Origin of the sequence: Bacillus sp. FSL K6-1338 (genome assembly GCF_038006965.1) — a bacterium.
GTDB classification, from domain to species: Bacteria; Bacillota; Bacilli; order Bacillales; family Bacillaceae_G; genus Bacillus_A; species Bacillus_A thuringiensis_S.
On the sequence record NZ_JBBOWI010000001.1, the window covers coordinates 1,301,972 to 1,324,410 of the forward strand.

A 22,439-nucleotide genomic window follows, 5' to 3' on the forward strand; every position below is an offset into this window, starting at 1 on the left:
GGAATGAGAGATATAAAAAAGTTTTTACAAAAATTACGTCCTGTACAACTCATCGTTTTGTTTTATTTATTAGCGGTAGTTGTATCGGTAATATTGCTTAGTTTCCCGTTTGTTACGAAGGCTGGTGTGAAATGGACATTTATAGATGCCCTCTTTACATCTGTTAGTGCGGTAAGTGTTACGGGACTGTCTGTTGTTACGATTTCAGATACATTTACTACGGCAGGAATTATTATGTTAGCCCTTATTTTACAATTAGGCGGCTTAGGGATTATGGCACTTGGTACGTTTGTTTGGATTATAACGGGGAAAAAAATCGGTTTGCAGAGAAGAAGACTCATTATGGCAGATCATAATCAAGGGAATTTATCAGGCCTTGTAGAATTGATGCGTTCTATTTTAATTGTAATTATTTCGATAGAACTTATTGGAGCAATACTATTAGGTACAAGATTTCTACTTTATTTTCCAACTTGGCAAGAAGCTTATTTCCACGGTTTCTTTGCCGCTGTTAGTGCAACTACGAACGGAGGATTTGATTTAACTGGACAATCACTAATTCCGTACAAAAAAGATTATATTGTGCAAATGATTCATATGTTGCTTATTATTTTAGGAGCGATTGGCTTCCCGGTGTTAATGGAAGTAAAACAATTCTTTAGTAAAAGGCGACAGCAACTATTCCGCTTTTCGTTATTTACAAAATTGACGACAACGACATTTTTTGCACTCGTTATCGTTGGAACAATTATGATTTTTCTACTAGAACGAAATCAGTTTTTAGCAGGAAAGTCATGGCATGAAACAGTTTTCTATACATTATTCCAATCTGTGACGACGCGAAGTGGTGGACTGGCTACAATGGATATACGTGAATTGTCACAACCGACGCTTTTATTTATGAGTATATTAATGTTTATAGGGGCATCTCCAAGTTCGGTTGGGGGCGGAATACGTACAACAACATTTGCTGTTAGTATATTGTCACTATACACCTTTGCAAGGGGCGGTAGAACAGTTAGAGTCTTCAAACGTCAGTTACATGAAGAGGATGTACTGAAAGCATCTGTCGTTATGACGATGGGGATTTTGTTATGTGCTACTGCGCTATTCGTTTTATCTATTACGGAAAATGTACCGCTTATGAGCTTAATTGTTGAGGTTTGTTCTGCTTTCGGAACGACAGGACTATCAACAGGTGTTACGCCTGATTTAACAACTATTGGGAAGCTTGTACTCATTGTGCTTATGTTTATCGGACGCGTTGGTATTTTAACATTTATTTTAGCTAGTGGTGGAAGGGAACAACCACCTCGCTATAAATACCCGAAAGAACGGATTATTATTGGATAGTATGAAACCATTCTACCTATGTTAGGTAGAATGGTTTTTTAGTCGTTAATGCCAAATTGTGGATGCATAAAAGCTTCATTTTTATTATCTGATTCGTTTTTTAGCAACTCTTGATTTTCTTCTGAAATCCACCCAATATCATTTGTAGGATGGATCCACTCATCACCAGCCATAATGGTAGGATCTACTTCATCACTCCAATTGTTAAGTGGACTGTTCTCGGAATTATATTTACTGTCTCCAATTACAACATCATATGGATTCACAAAAGGTTGTTGCATCGTTTTTCCTGTTCCTTTAAAAGATGGAAAATTCATTTGATGCGGGAGCGTTTCGTCTAAAATTGGTGATTGAATCTTTTCTTTTTTCTTCAAAATCATCGCTCCTTTTTATAATGATTTCTTCATACGTAGTATTTCCATCGAACGCCTCTTATGTACTTGTTAACACTTGTCAGTAATAATTATTTTAAATTGTTTCAAACTAGAGTAGAAAGTGATTTCTTGAGAGCAGGTGAATGTATTGGTAAAAAGAAAAGTAAAACAAAATGCGGCAATCAATAATAATAAAACTCCGAAAGAAAGCTTACCAGATGCAGAATTTGCATTAGAGTATGAAGGAGAAAATAGCGCAAAGTATGCTAATCGTAATTCAAAAAAAGGGAAACAAAAATGAGGCGTTTTTACAAACGCCTCATTTTTTTGTGGGATTATAAAGGTTTTTTTAATTATTTGTAAATTTAGTGTTTTCTATTAGCAGAAAAATGCGAAAAAACATAGAAGTAGCAACGTATTACACAAAAACAAACAACAAACAAAAGATTAATGTTGGTTTAATACTGCTTTTACACTAGTTGTTTATATTTGAGTTGTACATAAGATTTGTAAAAGGAGAGAGAAACAGTGAAAAAAACAATCTTTAAAGCTGTAGCGACTGGAATGGTATTTTCGTTATTAATGGGGTGTGGTGCAAAGAAGGAAGAAAGTGCTGGAGCGAAAGTGAAAGATGAAAAATTATCTGGATCATTAACTGTTTACACAGCAATTGAAGAAGAGCTTGTACCAATTTATCTTGATTCCTTTAAAAAGAAATATCCTGATGTGAAATTAAACATTGTACGTGATTCAACAGGAGTTATTACTGCGAAATTGCTAGCTGAAGGGAAAAATACACAAGCAGATGTTGTATGGGGAACTGCGGCATCAAGTCTATTAGCTTTAGATAAAAAAGATATGTTAAAAGGATACTCTCCAAAAGGAACAGATCGTGTTCTTCCGCAATTTAAAGATGATAAGCAACCTGAAAAATGGGTAGGAAATACTGCATTTATGACGGGGATTGCTGTAAATAAAGAAGAATTAAAGAAGAAAAATTTACCGATGCCAGAATCATATGAAGATTTAACGAAACCAGAGTATAAAGGAACACTTGTTATGCCACATCCAGCATCATCTGGAACAGGGTTTTTAACAGTTTCTGCATGGCTACAAATCATGGGTGAAGATAAAGGCTGGGATTACATGAAGAAACTTCATGATAATATGGCAAGTTATACGCATTCAGGATCAAAACCAGCAAAATTAGCAGGAGCAGGTGAATATCCAGTCGGTGTATCAATGGTTTATAGTGCTTTAAAAGAAAAACAAAAAGGTGCCCCAGTTGAAGTTGTACTGCCGAAAGAAGGATTAGGATGGGAAGTAGAAGCGAACGCACTTATTAAGAAAGATAATGCGAAAAATGATAAATTAGCGCAAGCATTTTTAGATTGGGCAATTACTGATGATGTAATGAAGTTATACTTTGAGAAAAATGGATTTGCGACAATTAAAAATGACTATAAACTTCCAGAGGGATTCCCGAAAGATGTTACTGAAAAATTATATAAAAAGAATGACTTTAAATGGGCAGCAGAAAATCGTGACAAAATTTTAGAAAAATGGGAAAAAGAGTTTGGCCAAAAAGCAGAACCGAAAAAGTAAGTGAGTGGGAGAGAGAAAAATGAGCGAATATTTATCAATTCAACACATTCAAAAACAGTTTGATGCATTTACAGCGTTAAAAGATATTTCTTTTACTGTGAACAAAAATGAGTTTGTTTGTTTATTAGGCCCAAGTGGTTGTGGGAAAACGACGTTGCTTCGCATTTTAGCGGGACTAGAGGAACCAACGACTGGCAGTATAGCTGTGAATGGAAAAGATATTACAGCATTGCCTCCTGGAAAGAGAAACTTCGGAATGGTTTTCCAATCGTATGCTTTATTTCCGAATTTAACAGCACTTGAAAATATTGAATACGGCTTAAAGACAAAAAAATATGGGAAAGCAGAAGTGAAAGAGAAAGCGCTAGATGCGTTAAAACTTGTAGATTTGCTGAATGTAAAAGATAAATATCCTGCTCAAATGTCTGGTGGACAACAGCAGCGAGTAGCACTTGCACGTGCGCTCGCTCTGTCTCCAGATATTTTGTTACTCGATGAGCCGTTATCAGCTTTAGATGCAAAAGTGCGTGAAAAATTACGTAGAGAAATGCGTGATTTACAAGAGGAAATAGGAATAACGACGATTATGGTAACGCATGATCAAGAAGAGGCATTAACGATGGCTGATAAAATTGTTGTAATGAATCATGCGGAAATTATGCAGATTGGAACACCAGAGGAGATTTATCAAAGACCAGCCAATCCGTTTGTGGCAGATTTTATTGGTTCTATTAATTTCTTTTCGAAAAATAACGAAGAACATGCAATTCGTCCTGAACATGTAACAATTGTACAAAAGGAAGGTATTAAAACAGTTGTGGAAAGTATGGAATTTCGCGGATCCGTATATCGGACGGAAGTGCGAGTCATAGAAGAAAACACACACCTTTATAATGAGAAAATTGTAGTGGATATATTAGCATCAGAAGTAGAAGCAACCGCTATTAGAAAAGGAAAGCCGATTCAAATCTCTTTCTCAGAAAATCATATGTTGTCATATGGAAAGAAGGTCATTGTATAGATGGAGATGTTAGAAAACTATAAGGTAGAAAGTACGAAAAAAAAGATTAAGAGAAGTATTGGGAAAGAGGAATGGATCCAAAGGCTCGTAATTATCGGTATGATCCTTTCCTTCCTTATCATACTTGTATTGCCGCTATTACAAATATTTACACAAGCTTTTTATAATAAAGATGGAGTTTTCATTGGTTTAGCGAATTTCAGTAAATATTTCACAACACCAACTTTAGTTCAGTCTTTACAAAATACAGTATGGATTTCGGGCGCAACAACAATTATTTCAGTTGCAATCGCATTCGTTTACGCATATGCAATTGCCCGTACGAATGTTTTTGGAAAGCGTGTATTTCAGTATGTAGCGTTATTACCATTGTTCGCACCAACGATGATGCACGGTATAGCACTTACATATTTATTTGGTAATCAAGGGCTAGTAACGAAAGGGATGTTTGGGTTATTTGAAGGTATACAAATCCCTTTATATGGACCAGTAGGAATTGTAATAGCTGAAGTTATGTATACATTTCCGCAAGCATTTCTTATATTGCTAATTGCCTTTCAAGGATCTGATTATCGATTATATGAAGCTTCTAATATGTTAGGGGCGAGTAAAACAAAGCAATTTTTCACGGTTACTTTACCTAGTGTAAAGTACGGATTAATTAGTGCAATGTTTGTTGTGTTTACACTTAGTTTTACTGATTTTGGGGCACCAAAAATTGTTGGTGGGCAATATAATGTGCTTGCTACTGACGTATACAAACAAGTAATTGGACAGCAAAATATGCCGATGGGTGCAACTGTCGGAATGATTTTATTAATCCCAGCTATATTCGCATTTGTAGTTGATCGTATTACGCAAAGAAAGCAGGCGAATTTCTTATCTTCAAAAGCAGTACCATACAGAATAATAGCTAATAAGAAAAGAGATGTAATCTCATTCATATATTGTAGTGTAATTACACTTATGATCATTCTATTATTTGTTGCAGTTGGTATTGCTGCAAGTGTGAAAGTATGGCCATATAATATGAGTTTTACATTTGAGCATTTTAATTTTTCGAGTTTAACAGGAGATGGACTTGAAGCATTTAAAAATAGCGTAATTGTTTCAGCAGTTACAGCAGTTATTGGGGCGATTTTAACATTTGTATTCGCATATGCAATTGAGAAAATAGACCAGCTACAATTTTTTAGAAAAACAGGTTACTTTTTCTCTATAGTGCCGTTAGCGATACCAGGTTTAGTACTCGGATTAGGATATGTCTTTTTCTTTAGTCAACCAACGATTCAAATTCTGGGACTATCAGTAACGAATCCGTTTCATTCTTTATACGGAACAATCGCTGTGTTAGTACTAGTAAATATCATTCATTTTTATTCTGTAACATTTGTCACGGCAACGACTGCCTTAAAGAAATTAGACCGAGAGTTTGAGCTTGTTTCGCAGTCAATGGGTATTCCGTTTTATAAAACATTCTTTAGAGTAACAGTACCAATGTGTTTACCAGCAATTTTAGAAATGGTGATGTACTACTTCGTAAATTCGATGGTAACTGTGTCAGCAGTTGTATTCTTATATGCAGCTGATTTTAAACTAGCTGCCGTATCAATCGTAAATATGGATGATGCAGGAAATGTAGCGCCAGCAGCTGCAATGAGTGTACTTATTGTTATTACAAATATTGTAGTGAGAGTTGTATATGAATGGGGAACGAAAGCACTTCGTAACCGAACTTCGCAATGGCAAAAAAGATAAATAAGAAGGGTGATGGACAGAATGAAAATTGAAGCAGTTATTTTTGATTGGGCAGGTACGACAGTTGATTACGGATGTTTTGCACCACTAGAAGTATTCATGAAGATTTTTCATAAACGCGGCGTTGAAATTACAGTAGAAGAAGCACGTAAGCCAATGGGATTATTAAAAATAGATCATGTAAGGGCACTAACAGAAATGCCTCGTATTGCGGATGAGTGGAAGCGTGTCTTCGGTCAATTACCAACAGAAGTAGACATTCATGAGATGTATGAAGAGTTTGAAGAAATTCTCTTTTCTATTTTGCCAAGTTATGCTACGCCGATTGAGGGGGTAAAAGAAGTAATCGCTTCTTTACGTGAGAGAGGCATTAAAATCGGTTCAACAACTGGTTATACGAGAGAAATGATGGATATTGTTGCAAAGGAAGCAGTGTTACAAGGATATAAACCTGATTTTCTTGTTACGCCAGATGATGTTCCAGCAGGCCGTCCATATCCATGGATGTGCTATAAAAATGCAATGGAACTTGATGTGTATCCGATGAATCATATGATAAAAGTAGGGGACACAGTATCAGATATGAAAGAAGGTAGAAATGCTGGAATGTGGACAGTTGGCGTAATTCTTGGAAGTAGTGAGCTCGGTTTAACGGAAGAGGAAGTGGAGAGTATGGATTCGGTAGAGCTTCGTGAAAAAATAGAAGTAGTTCGTAATCGGTTTGTTGAAAATGGGGCTCATTTTACGATTGAAACGATGCAGGAGCTCGAAAATATAATAGAACATATCGAGAAACAAGAACTAATTATTTCATAAAAGGGGCACTGGATCATGAATGAAAATCACTATTTATTATTAACACCAGGACCATTAACGACAACAAAATCAGTAAAAGAAGTTATGCTATACGATTGGTGTACGTGGGATGTTGAATATAATACGATGGTGCAAGAAGTAAGAGCTAAACTTGTATCGTTAGCGACGAAGGAAGAAGAGAAATATACAACAGTGTTAATGCAAGGAAGCGGTACGTTTTCAGTTGAAGCAGTAATTGGTTCTGTTATTCCGGCAAATGGGAAGCTTCTCGTTTGTACAAATGGTGCGTACGGTAAGCGCATCGTGCAAATGGCAGAGATGTTACAGATTGATGTAGTGGTCAGTCAAACAGAAGAGTGGGAACCTACTAATATTGTAGAAGTAGAAAAGTTATTGCAAGAAGATAAAGAGATTACGCATATTGCAGTTGTTCATTGTGAAACAACGACAGGTATTATAAATCCAATTGTAGATGTATGTAAATTAGGAAAGCAGTATGGAAAGGTTACAATTGTTGATGCGATGAGTAGTTTCGGCGGGATTGAAATAGACATTGCTGATTTACAAATTGATTTTTTAATTAGTAGTGCAAATAAGTGTATTCAAGGGGTTCCTGGATTCGGATTTGTAATCGCAAAACGTGATGAATTATTGAAGTGTAAAGGAAAAGGACGTTTTTTATCTCTTGATTTATATGATCAATGGGAAACGATGGAAAAACAAAATGGGAAATGGCGTTTTACTTCACCTACACATGTTGTACATGCTTTTTATCAAGCACTACTTGAACTAGAAAAAGAGGGGGGAGTGAGAGCGCGTTACAATCGATATTACAACAATCAAAAACTACTAGTGAATAGAATGGGAGAAATCGGATTTAAGCCACTAGTAGATGAGAAATATCAATCTCCTATTATTACATCTTTCATTTATCCAAAAGAGGGGTTCGAGTTTCAACAGTTATATAACGAATTAAAGCGTTATGGATTTGTTATTTACCCTGGAAAAATTTCGAAAGTAGATACGTTTCGCATTGGAAATATCGGTGATGTACATGAAGAAGATATTAATCGCTTAGTTGATAGTATTGCTAAAGGAGCTGTTATTGGATGAAAGTATTTTGCTTAGGTGGAGCAGGTAAAATTTGTCGTGAAGCTATTTTGGATTTAGTTCAATTTTCATCTTTTGAGACGATTACAGTAGCTGATTTTAACGAGGAAGAGGGCCGTAAAGTAGTAGAATGGCTCAACGATCCTCGTGTTGATTTTGTAAAAGTAGATGTAACGAATCACGAGGATACGGTTGCAAAAATGATTGGTTATGACATTGTAATGGACGGTACGACGATAAAGCTAAACGGATTGTCGACCCGCTGTATTGCAGAAGCAGGGTGTCACGGTGTGAACTTAAATGGATTTGGTGAAGAAAATGAATCGCATGCTATATTTGTTCAAAACGAAAAAACATGTTTACCTGGATTTGGCATGACGCCAGGTGTAACGCAAATGATGGCAATGCATGCAGCAAATCAACTGGATACTGTAGATACGATCCGCGTAAGTCACGGTTCGTATCGTCCGATTGCTTTTTCTGCATCAATTACAGAGACAACGACATATGAATATGATCCACATTTACCATCGCGTACAGTGTATGAAGATGGTGAATTTAAGCAAGTACTTCCGTTTGCGCGTCCAAGAGAAATAGAATTGCCAGCGCCTTATGGTAAGACAACGCAGTATATAATCCCGCATTCTGAAACAATTACGTTAGCAAAGGCACTAGAAAATAAAGGTATCAAACTGATAGAGACGAGAGGAACTTGGCCAAAGCAAAATATGCAACTTGTACATGCTTTATATGATTACGGCATATTGCGTAATGATCAGATTGAAATAAATGGGAAAGAAATTGGTATTATGGATTGTATTTCGCAGTATTTATTACAATCGAAAGAAGGACAAGAAACAGAGGTTTATGGTTATGCACTTCATGTAGAAGTAATAGGTATGAAAAATAATGAGAAGCAAAGACATGTATTATATCATACACATCCGTTATCTGATGGCTCTGTTGTAGGATGGGAAAAATTAAGAGCTTATACGAGAAACGTAGGTATTCCATTTGGGATTGCTGCAGAGTTAATTGCAAATGGAAATGTAAATAGGGTGGGTGTTGTTACGCCTGAAGAAGCTTTTGAAAATCCACAATTGATTTTTGATGAGCTAGCAAAGCGCGGTATTCATATTCATGAAAAAGTTTCTGCTTATAAAGAAAATTACAACCTTGTATAAATAAGGAAGTTTATGAGGGAGATATAAATGAGGTGAAGCTATGTCTGTAGTAGGAGAAGAAAGAAAGCGAACCATTCTTGAAAAGGTAGAATTTAAAGGGAAAGTAAAGGTTTCAGAATTAGCTAGAGAATTTGCTGTATCAACAGAAACGATTCGTCGATATTTAGAAGAATTAGATCGTGAAAAGAAGTTGAAAAAAGTGTATGGTGGAGCTGTTCAACTTCCAGGCGCTGGGGTAGAGGCACCAATGTTAGAAAGAGAAATGCTACATATAGAAGAGAAGAAAAGAATTGGTTATAAAGCAGCGACATTTGTAGAAGATGGTGATGTCATTGCAATTGATGATGGAAGTACACCGCTTCAAATGGTTCCATACCTTGTTCATCGTAAAAACTTAACGATTGTAACAAGTTCATTTCCAGTCGCAACACAATTAATTTCTTCTATTAATAAAAAGATGTTTCACGGTGAAGTTTTATTTATAGGTGGAAAAGTATCTCCAAAGCATTCGCGTGTATCAGGGTCTATTTCTCAGCAAGTAATACAGCAATTCCATTTTCATAAAGCGTTCGTTTCGATTGATGGGCTATTACCTAGTTTTGGAGTTTCCAGCTTTGAATTAGAGAAAGCGAAATTGTCAGAGGCGATGATGAAATTAGCTGAGAAAACATATATTTTATGTGATCATACGAAGGTAGGCGTGAAAGGGAATTATCGTATAGCAGCATTTTCACGTATTCAACATGTAATTTGTGATAAAAAAATGCCATATAGTTTTGAAGAAGAACTTATGAAGCATAATATTCAGTGGACAGTTTGTTAAATACAGTGAAAGTACCTAAACTCCCGCCTAATTTTTAGGAGGGAGTTTTATTGTCTGTAAATCGTAAAATAAAAGATTTGCATTTATGCAAAAAGTGGACACATTTTCTCATCTCTTTCATATAATTTACCAATACAAAAAAAGTTGGTCGAAGGAAAGAAGGGAGAACATGTCAGAACGAATATATAATAAACTTGTATTGTACGCGAATATTTTGCAAAAAATCGGTGTCATCAATGAGAAGGAAAAAAGTGAAATTCTTCATACGATAGGTAAAAAAGCCCTTTGAATAAAGGGCTTTTTATTATTTATCTTTAAAAATATAAATTTAATGTAATATTCTCATTGACAATGATAATGAGATTCATTATCATTTATTTGTGGATAATTGATAAGTATTATCAATTATAAAAATTATATATGATAGGGGATATTATTTTGAAAAAAAATTATATGAAGGCGCTAGTAGTAGCGACAACATTAGCAATTCCATTTGCTACGTACTCTACTCCAGCATTAGCAGCACTAAAAGTTGAAGCAAATCAATCGGTAGCAGCAGCGAGTGATCGCACGTATGATACTGAGATTAAAATATATAAGGATCAAAAAGACGAGCCATCTATGGTTTCTCAATATATAAAAGATCCTAAAGTAACAATTGCAGCTGGCAAAAAAATTGTCACTGTAACAATGCAAGATAGCGATTATTTTCAATATCTTAGAATAGAAGATAGAAACCAGCCTGGTGTATTTCATGATGTGAAAGTTTTGTCAGAAGATAAGAGGAAGAATGGAACGAAAGTAGTTCAATTTGAAATTGGCGAGTTTGAGAAGAAGCACAATATGCAAATGCATATACTTATTCCAGCTATTGGATATGATCACAAATATCAAGTTCAATTTGAAATTAAAGATCCAACTGTAGGTAACAAAGAAACAGAGAAACCAGATGATAACTCTAATTCAGGCAATACGGAAACGGATAATCCAGTTGATAATCAAAACATGATAACAGATAACAAATTAAGAGAACTTGTTAATAAAAAAGTATTTAATAAAAAAGATTTAAATACACCAATTACGAAAGAAGAGTTATTACAAGTAAAGGATTTGTTTTTAAATACAAACGAGATACTTGATTATAGTGCATTAAAATATATGCCAAATTTAAAATCTTTAACAGTTGCGAATGCAAAGATAAAAGATCCGTCGTTCTTTGCGAACCTAAAGCAATTAAATCATTTAGCTTTGCGTGGTAATGAGTTTTCAGATGTAACGCCACTTGTTAAGATGAATAATTTAGAGTCTCTTGATTTAAGTAATAATAAAATTACAAATGTTGCACCACTAACTGAAATGAAAAATGTAAAAACTTTATATCTATCAGGCAACCAAATAGAAGATGTAACAGCATTAGCGAAAATGGAACAACTAGATTACTTGAATTTAGCAAATAATAAAATTAAGAACGTTGCTCCATTAAGTGCTTTAAAAAATGTAACATACTTAACTTTAGCAGGTAATCAAATTGAAGATATTAAACCGTTATATTCATTACCTTTAAAAGATTTAGTATTAACGCGTAATAATGTTAAAGATTTATCGGGTATTGATCAAATGAATCAATTAAATAAATTATTTGTCGGGAAAAATCAAATTAAAGATGTGACACCACTTGCTAAAATGACTCAGCTTACAGAATTAGATTTACCCAATAATGAATTAAAAGATATTACTCCATTATCAAGTCTAGTAAACTTACAAAAGCTTGATTTAGAAGCGAATTATATTACAGACTTATCACCAGTGAGCAATTTGAAAAAATTAGTATTTCTAAGTTTTGTTGCAAATGAAATCCGTGATGTCCGACCAGTTATAGAACTAAGTAAGACGGCTTATATCAATGTCCAAAACCAAAAAGTATTTTTAGAGGAAACAGAAGTAAATAAAGAAGTAAAAGTACCTATATATGAAAAAGATGGTGAGATTTCTACGAAAATTCGTCTGAAGAGCGATAACGGTACGTATAGTAATGGTGTAGTGAAATGGAGTACACCAGGTGAGAAAGTATATGAATTTGGTGTGAAAGATCCATTTGCGGATACAGGAATCTTCTTTACAGGGTCTGTTATTCAAAATGTAGTAGAAAGTAAAGACGGTAATACATCTAAAGAAGATGAGAAAACAGAAGTGGTAGAATTTAAAGATGTACCAAAGGGACATTGGTCAGAAGAAGCAATTAATTACTTAGCGAAAGAAAAGTTATTTATAGGCTATGGAAATGGTGAATTTGGATTTGGTGATAACATTACTCGTGGACAAGTAGCTCTTCTAATACAAAGGTATTTAAAATTAGAAAATAATCTAGAACCAAAAACGGCATTTACAGATACGAAAGGAAATATGTATGAAACGGCTATTGATGCAGTGGTTCAAGCTGGTATTATGACAGGGTATGGAAATGATATATTCCGTCCAGATGGAGTATTAACTCGATATGAAATGTCAGTAGTACTACAAAGAGTATTTCAGTTAAAAGAAAATGAAAATAGTGCAGAGAATTTCAAAGATATACCAAATGGCCATTGGGCGAAAGGATATGTGAAAGCTCTAGTAGATAATAAAATATCAAAAGGTGACGGGGAAGGGAATTTTTTAGGAGATAATTTCGTAACACGTGAACAATATGCACAGTTTTTGTATAATGCAATAAAGAAATAAAGTGAAACTTTAATCAGTGGGGGTTTTGTTTATCCCCCACTGATTATTAGCCCTCACCAATCGGGCTTTTACGGGCAGAGCCCGATCCCCGCCTAACTTCTTTGCTTTCGCTGCATTTTGAGGTGGGGGTCTTACTGCCTAGCAAATAGCGGGATAAAAAGTGAGGAAAATGCACTATTCTTTAATTAAAGAATAGTGCATTTTTTTATGTACAAAATGAAATAGGCAATAGATAGGAGTATAGACATATGAATAGCCTATTTTAAAGAAGAACCGCGAAACTATATTGACAAAAAAGCATTCTCATGTGATAATTCAATTAAATTTTTAGAATAATCAAAAAATATTCCTTTTACATAGAAAGGATTCGAACCTTATATGAATATTATGCCGGGGGTGACGAAATGTTATTTTTTCTGAAGAAATGGAATGAATTAAAAGATGTGAAATCTGAATTGGCACTTCGTGATTGGTTTTATGGTACCAAAATTAGTTTGTCGCTATGTACGTCAAAAGAGCCGTTAACATTTTTAGTAAATGTTGAGGGAAGAGATAAAGGGCTATTTTCGGAAGAAGATTTTATTGTCGTAAATTGCATGTGCGAGTCAGTATTTGAAAATGAAGAAAAACCAGCTGCAGAGTCATTTATGCATGCGGATATTTATAAAAAAAGTAGTGCAGGATGTATTTTACAAGTGCAGACTGTAGATAGTCATTTAATATCAGAGTTATATGGAGAAGAAGGAGAAGTAACGTTCGATAAACGCAGTGTGGAACGTGTTTTCGGAAAAGAAGGTATAACAGAAATGACCATTCCAATTGTAGAAGATGAAAAAAAATTCGCTGATTTATTAGAAAGCAATGTTCCGAATTTCATTGAAGGTGGAGGAGTAGTTCTTGTTCATAATTACGGCATGATTGTGTGGGGAAAAACGCCAGAAGAAGCGAAAAAATGGCTAGAGGGTATAGAATATTTAATGAACTATCATGTGAAATTATTAATGATTAAGGGCGCAAGAAGCTCTGTTATATAAAAATGAATGTGATATGGCCACAAGTTAATAAATAAATGAAAGCGTTTTAAAAATAATTTCACTCATAAAATATAGGTCTCCTTATTATATATAGATTACATGTTGACATGTAAGGAGGAACATATTTTGCGAGTTAAATATCATTTTCTGCCAAAGCAGCAAGTAACATTTTGCAAAATAAATGATTCTGGTGAAGAGGCACTGCAAACGATGAACAAAACGGGATTTCGAGCCATCCCGGTATTAGCAGAAGATGAGAAGAAATTCACGGGGATTATTTATAAAGTAGATTTATTAGAAAAAAAATGCAATAGCGGATTAGAGCATGTAAGTGCAGGAGATATACTTGACAATTCCAATGCATTTATTTTTGAAAAGGATTCCTTCTTCAGAGCCTTTTATGTGATTCGTCGGCTTCCGTTTTTAGCCGTGCTAAATGATTATAATGAATTTGTCGGTATGTTAACGCATTCGAATATATTTGATGTTATTGAAGATTCATTTGGTATGCGGACAGGTGGTTATATATTAACAATTGCAACACAAGATTGTAAAGGAACGATTAAAGAGCTTGGGACATTGTTAAAAGCATATAATATCGGTGGGTTGTTTACACTCGATAACGGTGATCAATATATCCGCCGCGTTATTGTAAATATATCAGATGAGTTAGATGAAACAAGATTAAAGCAATTAATCGGAAAAATAGAGAAAAAAGGATTCAGAGTGAGTCATGTAGATTATATTTAAGTTAAAAAGAAAAGTACCTATCTGTTATATATAGATAGGTACTTTTCTTTGTGAGTAATAAACTTTATTTTGAAACAGGAGGCGGGGATAATGCTAGATCAGATAAAAAAATAAAGTCTGCATGCTCACGAATTTTAGGGATAGAAGTTTCAATAACGCGTGATGTAATTTCACCTGGGGGGCCCACATGCCCGATAGCTACCATAATAGGTTTTTCTTGAATTTTTTTGATGAGTAATTGGGCTTGTTTTGAAATATGTCCTGCTGTATACACATCATCAAAAAATAGTTGGTTTTCAATAATAGGAACTCCTAATTCTTTTCCGATTTTTGGGACGACACTATTAGGATTAGTTTTACTATCTAAGTAAAATAAACCGTGTTTTTTACAAGCAGCAAGTATAAGGCGAACAATTCTTTCATCCGCTGTTACTTTTGACCCCATATGATTGTTCATTCCAATTGCATGCGGAACTTCTTGAATCGCTTGTTCAAGTCGGTTGTTTATTTCTTCATCGCTTAAATCGGTTGTAATTGCTTTCGGTCCAAGCCATTCTTTTTTACCTTTAATAGGTTCCATTGGCATATGTATAATAACTTCATGGCCTTTTTTATGGGCGGCTATTGCATCTTCTTTTGTGGAAGGAAGAAAAGGCATAACAGCAACAGTGAGCGGAATGGGAAGTGATAACATTTGATTAGTCCCCTTCATATTATTGCCGAAATCATCAATGACAATAGCAACTTTATTTGTATGAGCATTTGCTTGAATAGGAAATAAGAAGGACGGTAAAAACAAAACAATGATGAACAATGTAATCGTATATTTTCGCATATAAATATTTCCTTTCTATTGTTATCCCGCTATTTGTGGGTAGTAAGACTCCCACCTCAACATTGGGCTGGATAGGTGGGAGATTCACTGCCTATAAACGCACGATTGGTGAATGCTAATAATCAGTGGGGCTGAACAAAAAACACTGATTAAAGTTTCACTTTATCAATCATCATTATGTTTTGCTTTTTTATATAAATTAAACAAAAAATGTCGAAGAAAAGTAGGTGGAAAATTAAGAATCCCCGGTTTACGTAGAATTTGTAAAAAAAGAAGATGAAAAAAATGTCTATTATTGCGAATGTATTTACAAAGATAGAATAATTTGTAATAATTCTCAAAGTGAGGGTAAAGATTTGTAAATTACAGGGAGAAAATGTTAAAATTTCTGATTCTTCAAATTTGTATATGATTAAGTAGTTAAAAAGGTCAATGGAGAAGTGAAGTTGAGAGCATGGAAGTATAATAAGGGGGATATGGATGTTTACTGTAAAAAGGAAGTACACATTAGAAAAGCTTTCACGTGATATTCATATGAAACGTGAAGAAATGATTCAACTAGGATTAACAAGTGGGCTAAATAGTAGGGAGACAATTCAAGTTAGTCAAGAATTGGACAAGCTTATTTTACAATATCAGTGTTATAAAGAAAAACAAACACCGAAATGGTTTTCAATTATAAAAATACCAATTTTCCAAATCGGGTATGAAGGAAAATCAAATAATTTTTGGCGAATGCTTGTCACTGGTTTTATGAAATAAGTATAATTACCCTTATAGGATAAGGATAATTATACTATGTGTAACGGAATTTCGATATGAACTGTCGTTCCTTCGTTTTCTGTACTGTCAATAAAAATATGCCCATTATACATCTCTACAATTCGTTTACATATGACAAGTCCAAGACCTGTTCCAGTATCTTTATTAGTAAAGAACGGATGAAAGAGGTGTTTTTGAATATGTTGCGGAATCCCTTTTCCAGTATCTGTAATCTGCAATTGTGCGTGTGTTTCATTGTTTTTTACTACAATGGTTAGTGTATCACTAGAAGTCATGGCCTCAATTGCATTTTTTGTAATGTTTAAAACCACTTGTTTCATATGGTCTTTCGAACAACGGATATGAACAGGATGGTCTGGCAAATGTAAATGGAATACAATGTTATGTAAATTCGCCTCAGATTGAATAATTAATGCTACCTCATTTAGAATTGTTCTTACGTCATATGTTTGTTCGATGATGGCGGTTGGCTTGCCGAGAATAAGAAATTCACTTACAATTTCATTGATTCGCTCTATTTCTTGTTCAATTACGGAAAAGTAGAACTGATCTTGTTCATCTTTATATTTCTCTTTTAATAGAGCGACGAGTCCTTTAATTCCAGTAAGAGGATTACGGATTTCGTGTGCTGTACTTGCTGCAAAAGTTCCAACTAATTCAATTTTCTGTAGTTCATTTTGTTGTCTTTCAAGTTTTGTTTGACGTTTTAACAACATATATTGAGCAAGTAAAAATAAAATAGACATTAAAAATAAAGTAGCGATACACTCTATTGCAACCCACTGGTATAAGTTTTTTTGATGAATAGGTAATGGTGAAACAGAGACCTTCCAATTTAATCTTTGGAGTGGAGTAGTAAGCATATTAGAATGCGTATCACTTGTGTCATTATTATCATCGGTTAGAAAAACTACATCATGTTTATCAGTTACCTCAAAATGGTATTGTGGTTTAAGGGCATTTAAAGAAGATGAAATGTAATCAAAGCGTAAACTAGCTAATAATAATCCTGAGAGCTCCTTCTGTTTATTGAATATGGGGGCAGCAATCATAATAGCTTTATGTCCAAGAACGCGATCAGTAATGACTGATGATACAGTGGTTTTTTTAGTTTGTAGAACGTCTTGAATATATTTACGGTCTGAAACATCTACGGGCTTTGATTCATCTTCAGATGCGATTGTAATGACCCCTTTTGGTGTAGCGTAATATAGACCAGAAAAGCGTGCATCGTTTCCATCTGTATCATGTACAATTTGTTTAATGCCATTTATATTACCAGTCTCGGTGCCTACAACTTTTGCAAGCATGTCTAAAGCAGAAATTGCTTCACCAAGATGATGATCTAAATAATCTCTATATAAAAAGAGAACTGTATGAGCGGATAATTTGTTTTCCTGTTTCATTTTATATGTATGATACGAATAAAATGTAGCACCAATCCCTATTGTCGGTAGGATAACAAGCAATATATATATAATTATGCTTTGGAATTTGACTTTCAAATGTGGTACTCCTTCTTTTTTTATTATCATTATATATAAACTATGTTAAAATTGTCATGTTTTTATTCAAGAATGATTCTTAATATATTAGGGGAGAGGAAATGGATGAGTGAATGCTCATTCGGAATTCACATGAAGTATGAAGTGGCATTTTCTTTTTATTGCTGAGAATTTAAGTGAAGGGTTGAAAGTTGTATGACATCAAATAATGAACGAGAAGATATTTCTCAATCTTTAAAAGTATTTATTGCATTATCTCGTGTACATCGTTCTGTTATGGATACTACAAATAAATCTATACAAAGTAACGGGTTAAATCCAACGGAATTTGCTGTATTAGAACTGCTATATCATAAAGGCGGTCAACCACTCCAGCAAATTGGTGAGCGCATTTTAATAGCCAGTGGCAGCATTACATATGTTGTAGATAAGCTGGAGAAAAAGGGATTAGTAAAGAGAATCCCATGCCCGAATGACAGACGTGTTATTTACGCGCAATTAACTGAGTCTGGCGAGAACTTTATTGCTTCTATTTTTCCGGGGCATGAGAAAGTTATACATCGGTCTTTTGAAATGTTAACGAAAGATGAAAAAGATGAATTACTTGATCTATTAAAAAAAATTGGGAAGTATGAAAAATAATAATATGTTCCAAAGGAGCTTTGGATAAATAAATCCAAGGCTTTTTTATTTGCAATGAACTCAGGGTAGTAACTGCCGAATTTTGTTGAAAATTAAGAGGGAATTCGGGAATACGTATTGAATTATAGTAAAGGTATGCAATGGAGAGGAGGCTCGTTCATGTCATTTAAAGACTATGAATATAAACGCCCAAATATTGAAGAGTTAAAAGAGAAATTTACTGTTGCTTTAGAGAAGTTTGATAACGCAAAAACTGTAGAAGAACAAAAACAAGTCATTCATTCAATTAATGAAATTCGCAACGATTTTGGTACAATGGGAAACCTTTGTTACATTCGCCATTCTGTTGATACGACGGATACTTTTTATAAGGAGGAGCAGGATTTCTTTGATGAATTCTCTCCAGTTGTACAAGGATATGGTACAAAATATTATAAGGCACTCATTAATTCTCCATTTCGTGAAGAATTAGAGGCGTATTATGGAAAACAATTATTTGCTCTAGCAGAATGTGATTTAAAAACATATTCAGATGAAGTCGTGAAAGATTTACAATTAGAAAATAAATTATCGTCGCAATATACACAGTTATTAGCATCTGCAAAAATTGACTTTGCTGGAGAAGAAAGAACGTTATCGCAACTGATTCCGTTTATGCAAGGAAAAGAAAGAAGCGAACGTAAAGCAGCAAGTGAAGCATACTACGGATTTTTAGCTGGAAATGAGGAAGAACTAGATCGTATTTATGATGAGCTTGTTAAAGTGAGAACGAAAATCGCAAAATCTTTAGGTTTCAAAAACTTTGTTGAACTTGGATATGCAAGAATGTACCGTACAGATTATAATGCGGAGATGGTGGCTAATTACCGTCAGCAAGTGCTGGATTATATCGTTCCCGTTACAACGGAATTAAGAAAGCGACAACAAGCACGTATCGGTGTAGAGAAGTTAGCTTATTACGACGAAAACTTTGAGTTTGCTACAGGGAACCCAACTCCAAAAGGAGATGCGGATTGGATTGTTGATCATGGAAAGACGATGTATAAAGAGTTATCGGCTGAGACAGATGAATTTTTCAATTTCATGCTAGATAATGATTTATTAGATTTAGTTGCGAAAAAAGGAAAAGCTGGTGGCGGATATTGTACATATATTGAGAATTATAAAGCGCCATTTATTTTCTCAAACTTCAATGGAACATCTGGTGACATTGATGTATTAACACATGAAGCAGGTCATGCTTTCCAAGTATATGAAAGTCGTAAATTTGAAATTCCAGAATATAATTGGCCAACATATGAAGCGTGTGAAATCCACTCTATGAGTATGGAATTTTTTACATGGCCATGGATGAAGCTATTCTTTGAAGAAGATGCAGATAAATATTACTTCTCTCACTTAAGTTCAGCACTTCTGTTTTTACCTTATGGCGTATCAGTTGATGAATATCAACATTATGTATATGAAAATCCTGAAGCATCACCTGAAGAGCGTAAGACAGCATGGCGTAACATAGAGAAGAAATACTTACCGCATCGTGATTATGAAGATAATGATTATTTAGAGCGCGGTGGTTTTTGGCAACGTCAAGGGCATATTTATAGTTCACCTTTCTATTATATTGATTACACGCTTGCTCAAATTTGTGCGCTACAATTTTGGAAACGTGCAAGAGATAATAGACAAGAGGCGTGGGAAGATTATGTGAATCTGTGTCAACAAGGTGGAAGTAAATCGTTCTTAGAATTAGTAGAAGTTGCAAATTTAACATCACCATTTGCTGAAGGCTGTGTGAAAAGTGTTATTACAGAAATTGAAGCATGGTTACATGCGATTGACGACACAAAATTGTAAAAAACATGCGCTTTTTTTCACATGTTTAACATCGACATAATGGGAAAATGATGAGATAATAAAAGAAAATTCAGAATACTAAAGAGGTGTTTCTAATAAGGAGCACCTCTTTTCACCAACAAAAGGGGGGAACAAGTATGCTTCAATCTAATATGGATGTGAGTTTAGAAAGTTTAGTAAACTCATTACAGTCTACCCGAAGCACGCTATTATCAGAAATTGAAATGTTAAATGATACAGAAGTGAATGTAAAGCCACGCCGTGATAAATGGAGTATTACTCAAATTTTACACCACTTGCATTTAGTTGAACAATCTGTCACGTCTGCCCTTGTATATGCTTTACAAAAAAACGAAAGAAACATGACTCCATTTAAAGACCTCCAACTTACGCTTGATCGCACACATAAACGAGAAGCTCCTCAGCAAATGCAACCAACAGAAACTTTAATGAAAAAACAGCAAGGAATTCAATTACTAGAACATTCACGACAAGAACTATTACACGCGCTTCATAGTGTTATAGATGAAAAAGATCTATTTGAAAATGGATTAAAGCATCCTGTTTTTAATGATCTGAATTTGTATCAATGGGTTCAATTTCTTGATTTGCATGAACAAAGACATCTTACGCAGTTAAAAGAGGCGAAACATGCAATTTTGCAACGCTAAAGTGGAAGAAGTGGGAAACCACTTCTTTTTTGATATGTGCATAGTTTTCTTTCTTATTTTGGAATACTACATGGAGAAAGAAAAGAAGGAGTTGAAAAAATATGTCTAAGAAGAAGCGAGAAGAGGAGCGCGCCTGGAAAGCGCGTAAAGAAAATCAACAACCGCACGGAAAAGTGAAAGCTTTTGCTGAATTAGTTGAAGGAACAGAAAAAACGTGATGATTATTTCATCACGTTTTTTGTATGAGTGGAAAAGTTAATAAAAAGGTTGTACCGATTCCTTTTTCACTTATAATATCAATTTTTCCGTTCATAGCTTGAACAACACTGAATACGACCATCATTCCAAGTCCAGTGCCTTTTTCTTTCGTTGAATAGAAAGGCGAACCAAGACGTTTTACTTGTTCTGAATCCATACCGATTCCTGTATCTTTTATATATAACTGAATATGCTTATGATCAGGAACTAATGTGAAATAAAGATCACCGCCTTTTGGCATAGCCTCAATGCAATTTTTTAAAATATTTAATAAACATTGATTTAGTTTTTGTTTTTCTCCAGCGATAAAAAAAGAAGTGCTTTGCTTTATATAATGAGTACGTACATTTGTTAAATTAGCAAGCGGTGTAATTAACGACAATGCATGTAGTAATTCTTCTTCTAACTGTAATGTTTGTTCTTTTTCAATGCTTGGTTTGGCAAAAGTTAAATAATCTGTAAGAACATGATTTGCTTGTTCGATGCCGTTAATGGCAATGTCGATATATAATTTTCGTTCCTGCTCAGTGCATGTATCTGATTGTAACAGTTGTAAAAACCCTTTCGTTGAAGTTAATGGATTGCGAATTTCATGAGAGATAGACGCTGCCATTTCACCAATTAAATGAAACTTTTCAGCATTTATAAGTTCGTTTTGGAGACGAACTTGAGTTTGTAATATGTGTAGTAAATATAAAATTAGGATCGTACCAAGCATTGAACATAACTCATATACAATAATATGCGGTATATAATCAGTCTTATTTGTAACCTTTGAAAGAAAGAAAGGTATCCAACTAAATCCGTATGTGAGACTGTAGATAATAGCAAGTGTTATTTTTATACGATTAGAAGTTCGATTGAAAAATTTATATGTTAATAGTAGAACAATAAATAGAAGAACAGAACCGATAAGAGATGGGAAAACACCTACCCCACCTAATAGTAAGCGATATATGTTTAATACAACTAAGATAGAACCACCAGCAATAGGCCCTCCCGTTAATGTACCGACAATTAATACAATATGGCGCATATCAAATTGAAAACCATTATTTGTTTTTGCTGCAAATGTAATACAGAGTACGGTAGCGAGGCAACACAATACAATAAATATAGCTGAATTTAATTTAGGAGAGCGTTTCCCTTTTTGATTCCAAAATAAATGATATACGAGCATTGTAATAAGGATGAATAATATATTTAAAAAGAGATAAATAATAAAGGATTTCAGTGGGATGCCTCCTCTCTTCTTATATTAAATTAATCATACTATAAAATGAAAGAAATGAAATAATAAATAGCGGAAAAATCAGAAATTTTTACGCTAGTATACAATATG

21 protein-coding genes are annotated in these 22,439 nt (G+C 34.3%); 17 read left to right on the plus strand and 4 right to left on the minus strand.

Translation table 11 applies throughout. The features are described from left to right. The first annotated feature begins 3 nt into the window (after nucleotides 1-3). Nucleotides 4-1,353 (plus strand): TrkH family potassium uptake protein, encoded by a 1,350-nt coding sequence (locus NZ044_RS06855; protein WP_001204689.1) that lies wholly within the window; start codon nucleotides 4-6, stop codon nucleotides 1,351-1,353. Nucleotides 1,354-1,391: 38 nt separating this feature from the next. On the opposite strand, the gene NZ044_RS06860 is transcribed toward NZ044_RS06855, so the two are convergent. Further along, nucleotides 1,392-1,727, minus strand: coding sequence for a DUF3905 domain-containing protein (locus tag NZ044_RS06860; protein ID WP_340949633.1), 336 nt, complete (start codon nucleotides 1,725-1,727; stop codon nucleotides 1,392-1,394). A gap of 148 nt (nucleotides 1,728-1,875) precedes the next feature. Between NZ044_RS06860 and NZ044_RS06865 the strand changes: the two genes are divergently transcribed. The 11 genes from NZ044_RS06865 (at nucleotide 1,876) to cbpA (ending at nucleotide 14,549) form a co-directional block, all read left to right on the plus strand. Next, a complete protein-coding gene (locus NZ044_RS06865) occupies nucleotides 1,876-2,028 on the plus strand; it encodes a hypothetical protein (protein WP_000240799.1) in 153 nt (50 codons plus the stop codon). A gap of 227 nt (nucleotides 2,029-2,255) precedes the next feature. Next, complete coding sequence (locus NZ044_RS06870; protein WP_000750915.1) at nucleotides 2,256-3,332, plus strand: putative 2-aminoethylphosphonate ABC transporter substrate-binding protein; 1,077 nt, start codon at nucleotides 2,256-2,258, stop codon at nucleotides 3,330-3,332. A gap of 19 nt (nucleotides 3,333-3,351) precedes the next feature. Continuing rightward, nucleotides 3,352-4,353, plus strand: a complete 1,002-nt coding sequence (locus NZ044_RS06875) for a putative 2-aminoethylphosphonate ABC transporter ATP-binding protein (protein WP_000006195.1) — start codon at nucleotides 3,352-3,354, stop codon at nucleotides 4,351-4,353. Beyond that, entirely contained in the window at nucleotides 4,354-6,111 is a 1,758-nt protein-coding gene (locus NZ044_RS06880) for a putative 2-aminoethylphosphonate ABC transporter permease subunit (RefSeq protein ID WP_000425527.1), read from the plus strand. Between the two features lie 21 nt (nucleotides 6,112-6,132). Further along, a complete protein-coding gene (gene phnX / locus NZ044_RS06885; RefSeq protein ID WP_340949634.1) occupies nucleotides 6,133-6,927 on the plus strand; it encodes a phosphonoacetaldehyde hydrolase in 795 nt (264 codons plus the stop codon). Nucleotides 6,928-6,942: 15 nt separating this feature from the next. Then, nucleotides 6,943-8,040, plus strand: coding sequence for a 2-aminoethylphosphonate--pyruvate transaminase (gene phnW, locus NZ044_RS06890; protein ID WP_340949635.1), 1,098 nt, complete (start codon nucleotides 6,943-6,945; stop codon nucleotides 8,038-8,040). Then, on the plus strand, nucleotides 8,037-9,221 hold the full coding sequence (locus NZ044_RS06895) for a saccharopine dehydrogenase family protein (RefSeq protein WP_000862157.1): 1,185 nt from the start codon (nucleotides 8,037-8,039) through the stop codon (nucleotides 9,219-9,221). Before phnW ends, NZ044_RS06895 begins: the two co-directional genes overlap by 4 nt. A gap of 40 nt (nucleotides 9,222-9,261) precedes the next feature. After that, nucleotides 9,262-10,044: a DeoR/GlpR family DNA-binding transcription regulator gene (locus tag NZ044_RS06900; protein ID WP_000117666.1), complete on the plus strand. Its 783-nt coding sequence runs from the start codon at nucleotides 9,262-9,264 to the stop codon at nucleotides 10,042-10,044. A gap of 438 nt (nucleotides 10,045-10,482) precedes the next feature. After that, a complete protein-coding gene (locus NZ044_RS06905; protein ID WP_118961650.1) occupies nucleotides 10,483-12,765 on the plus strand; it encodes an NEAT domain-containing leucine-rich repeat protein in 2,283 nt (760 codons plus the stop codon). 404 nt (nucleotides 12,766-13,169) lie between these two features. Continuing rightward, nucleotides 13,170-13,799: a class II aldolase/adducin family protein gene (locus NZ044_RS06910; protein ID WP_000896006.1), complete on the plus strand. Its 630-nt coding sequence runs from the start codon at nucleotides 13,170-13,172 to the stop codon at nucleotides 13,797-13,799. A gap of 126 nt (nucleotides 13,800-13,925) precedes the next feature. Continuing rightward, on the plus strand, nucleotides 13,926-14,549 hold the full coding sequence (cbpA, locus tag NZ044_RS06915) for a cyclic di-AMP binding protein CbpA (RefSeq protein ID WP_001264213.1): 624 nt from the start codon (nucleotides 13,926-13,928) through the stop codon (nucleotides 14,547-14,549). A gap of 64 nt (nucleotides 14,550-14,613) precedes the next feature. On the opposite strand, the gene NZ044_RS06920 is transcribed toward cbpA, so the two are convergent. Further along, complete coding sequence (locus NZ044_RS06920) at nucleotides 14,614-15,384, minus strand: divergent polysaccharide deacetylase family protein (protein WP_001234134.1); 771 nt, start codon at nucleotides 15,382-15,384, stop codon at nucleotides 14,614-14,616. Nucleotides 15,385-15,864: 480 nt separating this feature from the next. Here NZ044_RS06920 and NZ044_RS06925 point away from each other — a divergent pair, with 480 nt between their 5' ends. Beyond that, complete coding sequence (locus NZ044_RS06925; protein ID WP_000495537.1) at nucleotides 15,865-16,146, plus strand: aspartyl-phosphate phosphatase Spo0E family protein; 282 nt, start codon at nucleotides 15,865-15,867, stop codon at nucleotides 16,144-16,146. A gap of 29 nt (nucleotides 16,147-16,175) precedes the next feature. Here NZ044_RS06925 and NZ044_RS06930 read toward each other — a convergent pair whose 3' ends face one another. Next, entirely contained in the window at nucleotides 16,176-17,672 is a 1,497-nt protein-coding gene (locus tag NZ044_RS06930) for a DUF3149 domain-containing protein (protein ID WP_098505595.1), read from the minus strand. 195 nt (nucleotides 17,673-17,867) lie between these two features. Between NZ044_RS06930 and NZ044_RS06935 the strand changes: the two genes are divergently transcribed. The 4 genes from NZ044_RS06935 (at nucleotide 17,868) to NZ044_RS06950 (ending at nucleotide 21,057) form a co-directional block, all read left to right on the plus strand. Then, the gene (locus NZ044_RS06935; protein WP_000203339.1) at nucleotides 17,868-18,314 is read left to right on the plus strand and encodes a MarR family winged helix-turn-helix transcriptional regulator; all 447 of its coding nucleotides are present in this window, start codon (nucleotides 17,868-17,870) and stop codon (nucleotides 18,312-18,314) included. A 159-nt stretch (nucleotides 18,315-18,473) separates the two neighbouring features. Next, nucleotides 18,474-20,168 carry a M3 family oligoendopeptidase gene (locus tag NZ044_RS06940; protein WP_000008576.1) on the plus strand — a complete coding sequence of 565 codons (1,695 nt, stop codon included), beginning with the start codon at nucleotides 18,474-18,476 and terminating at the stop codon, nucleotides 20,166-20,168. A gap of 137 nt (nucleotides 20,169-20,305) precedes the next feature. Further along, nucleotides 20,306-20,839 carry a DinB family protein gene (locus tag NZ044_RS06945; protein ID WP_000941975.1) on the plus strand — a complete coding sequence of 178 codons (534 nt, stop codon included), beginning with the start codon at nucleotides 20,306-20,308 and terminating at the stop codon, nucleotides 20,837-20,839. Between the two features lie 101 nt (nucleotides 20,840-20,940). Then, nucleotides 20,941-21,057, plus strand: coding sequence for a DUF6254 family protein (locus tag NZ044_RS06950; protein ID WP_000038355.1), 117 nt, complete (start codon nucleotides 20,941-20,943; stop codon nucleotides 21,055-21,057). Between the two features lie 11 nt (nucleotides 21,058-21,068). Here NZ044_RS06950 and kinB read toward each other — a convergent pair whose 3' ends face one another. Continuing rightward, on the minus strand, nucleotides 21,069-22,277 hold the full coding sequence (gene kinB / locus NZ044_RS06955; protein WP_002083096.1) for a sporulation sensor histidine kinase KinB: 1,209 nt from the start codon (nucleotides 22,275-22,277) through the stop codon (nucleotides 21,069-21,071). Nucleotides 22,278-22,439: the final 162 nt, after the last annotated feature.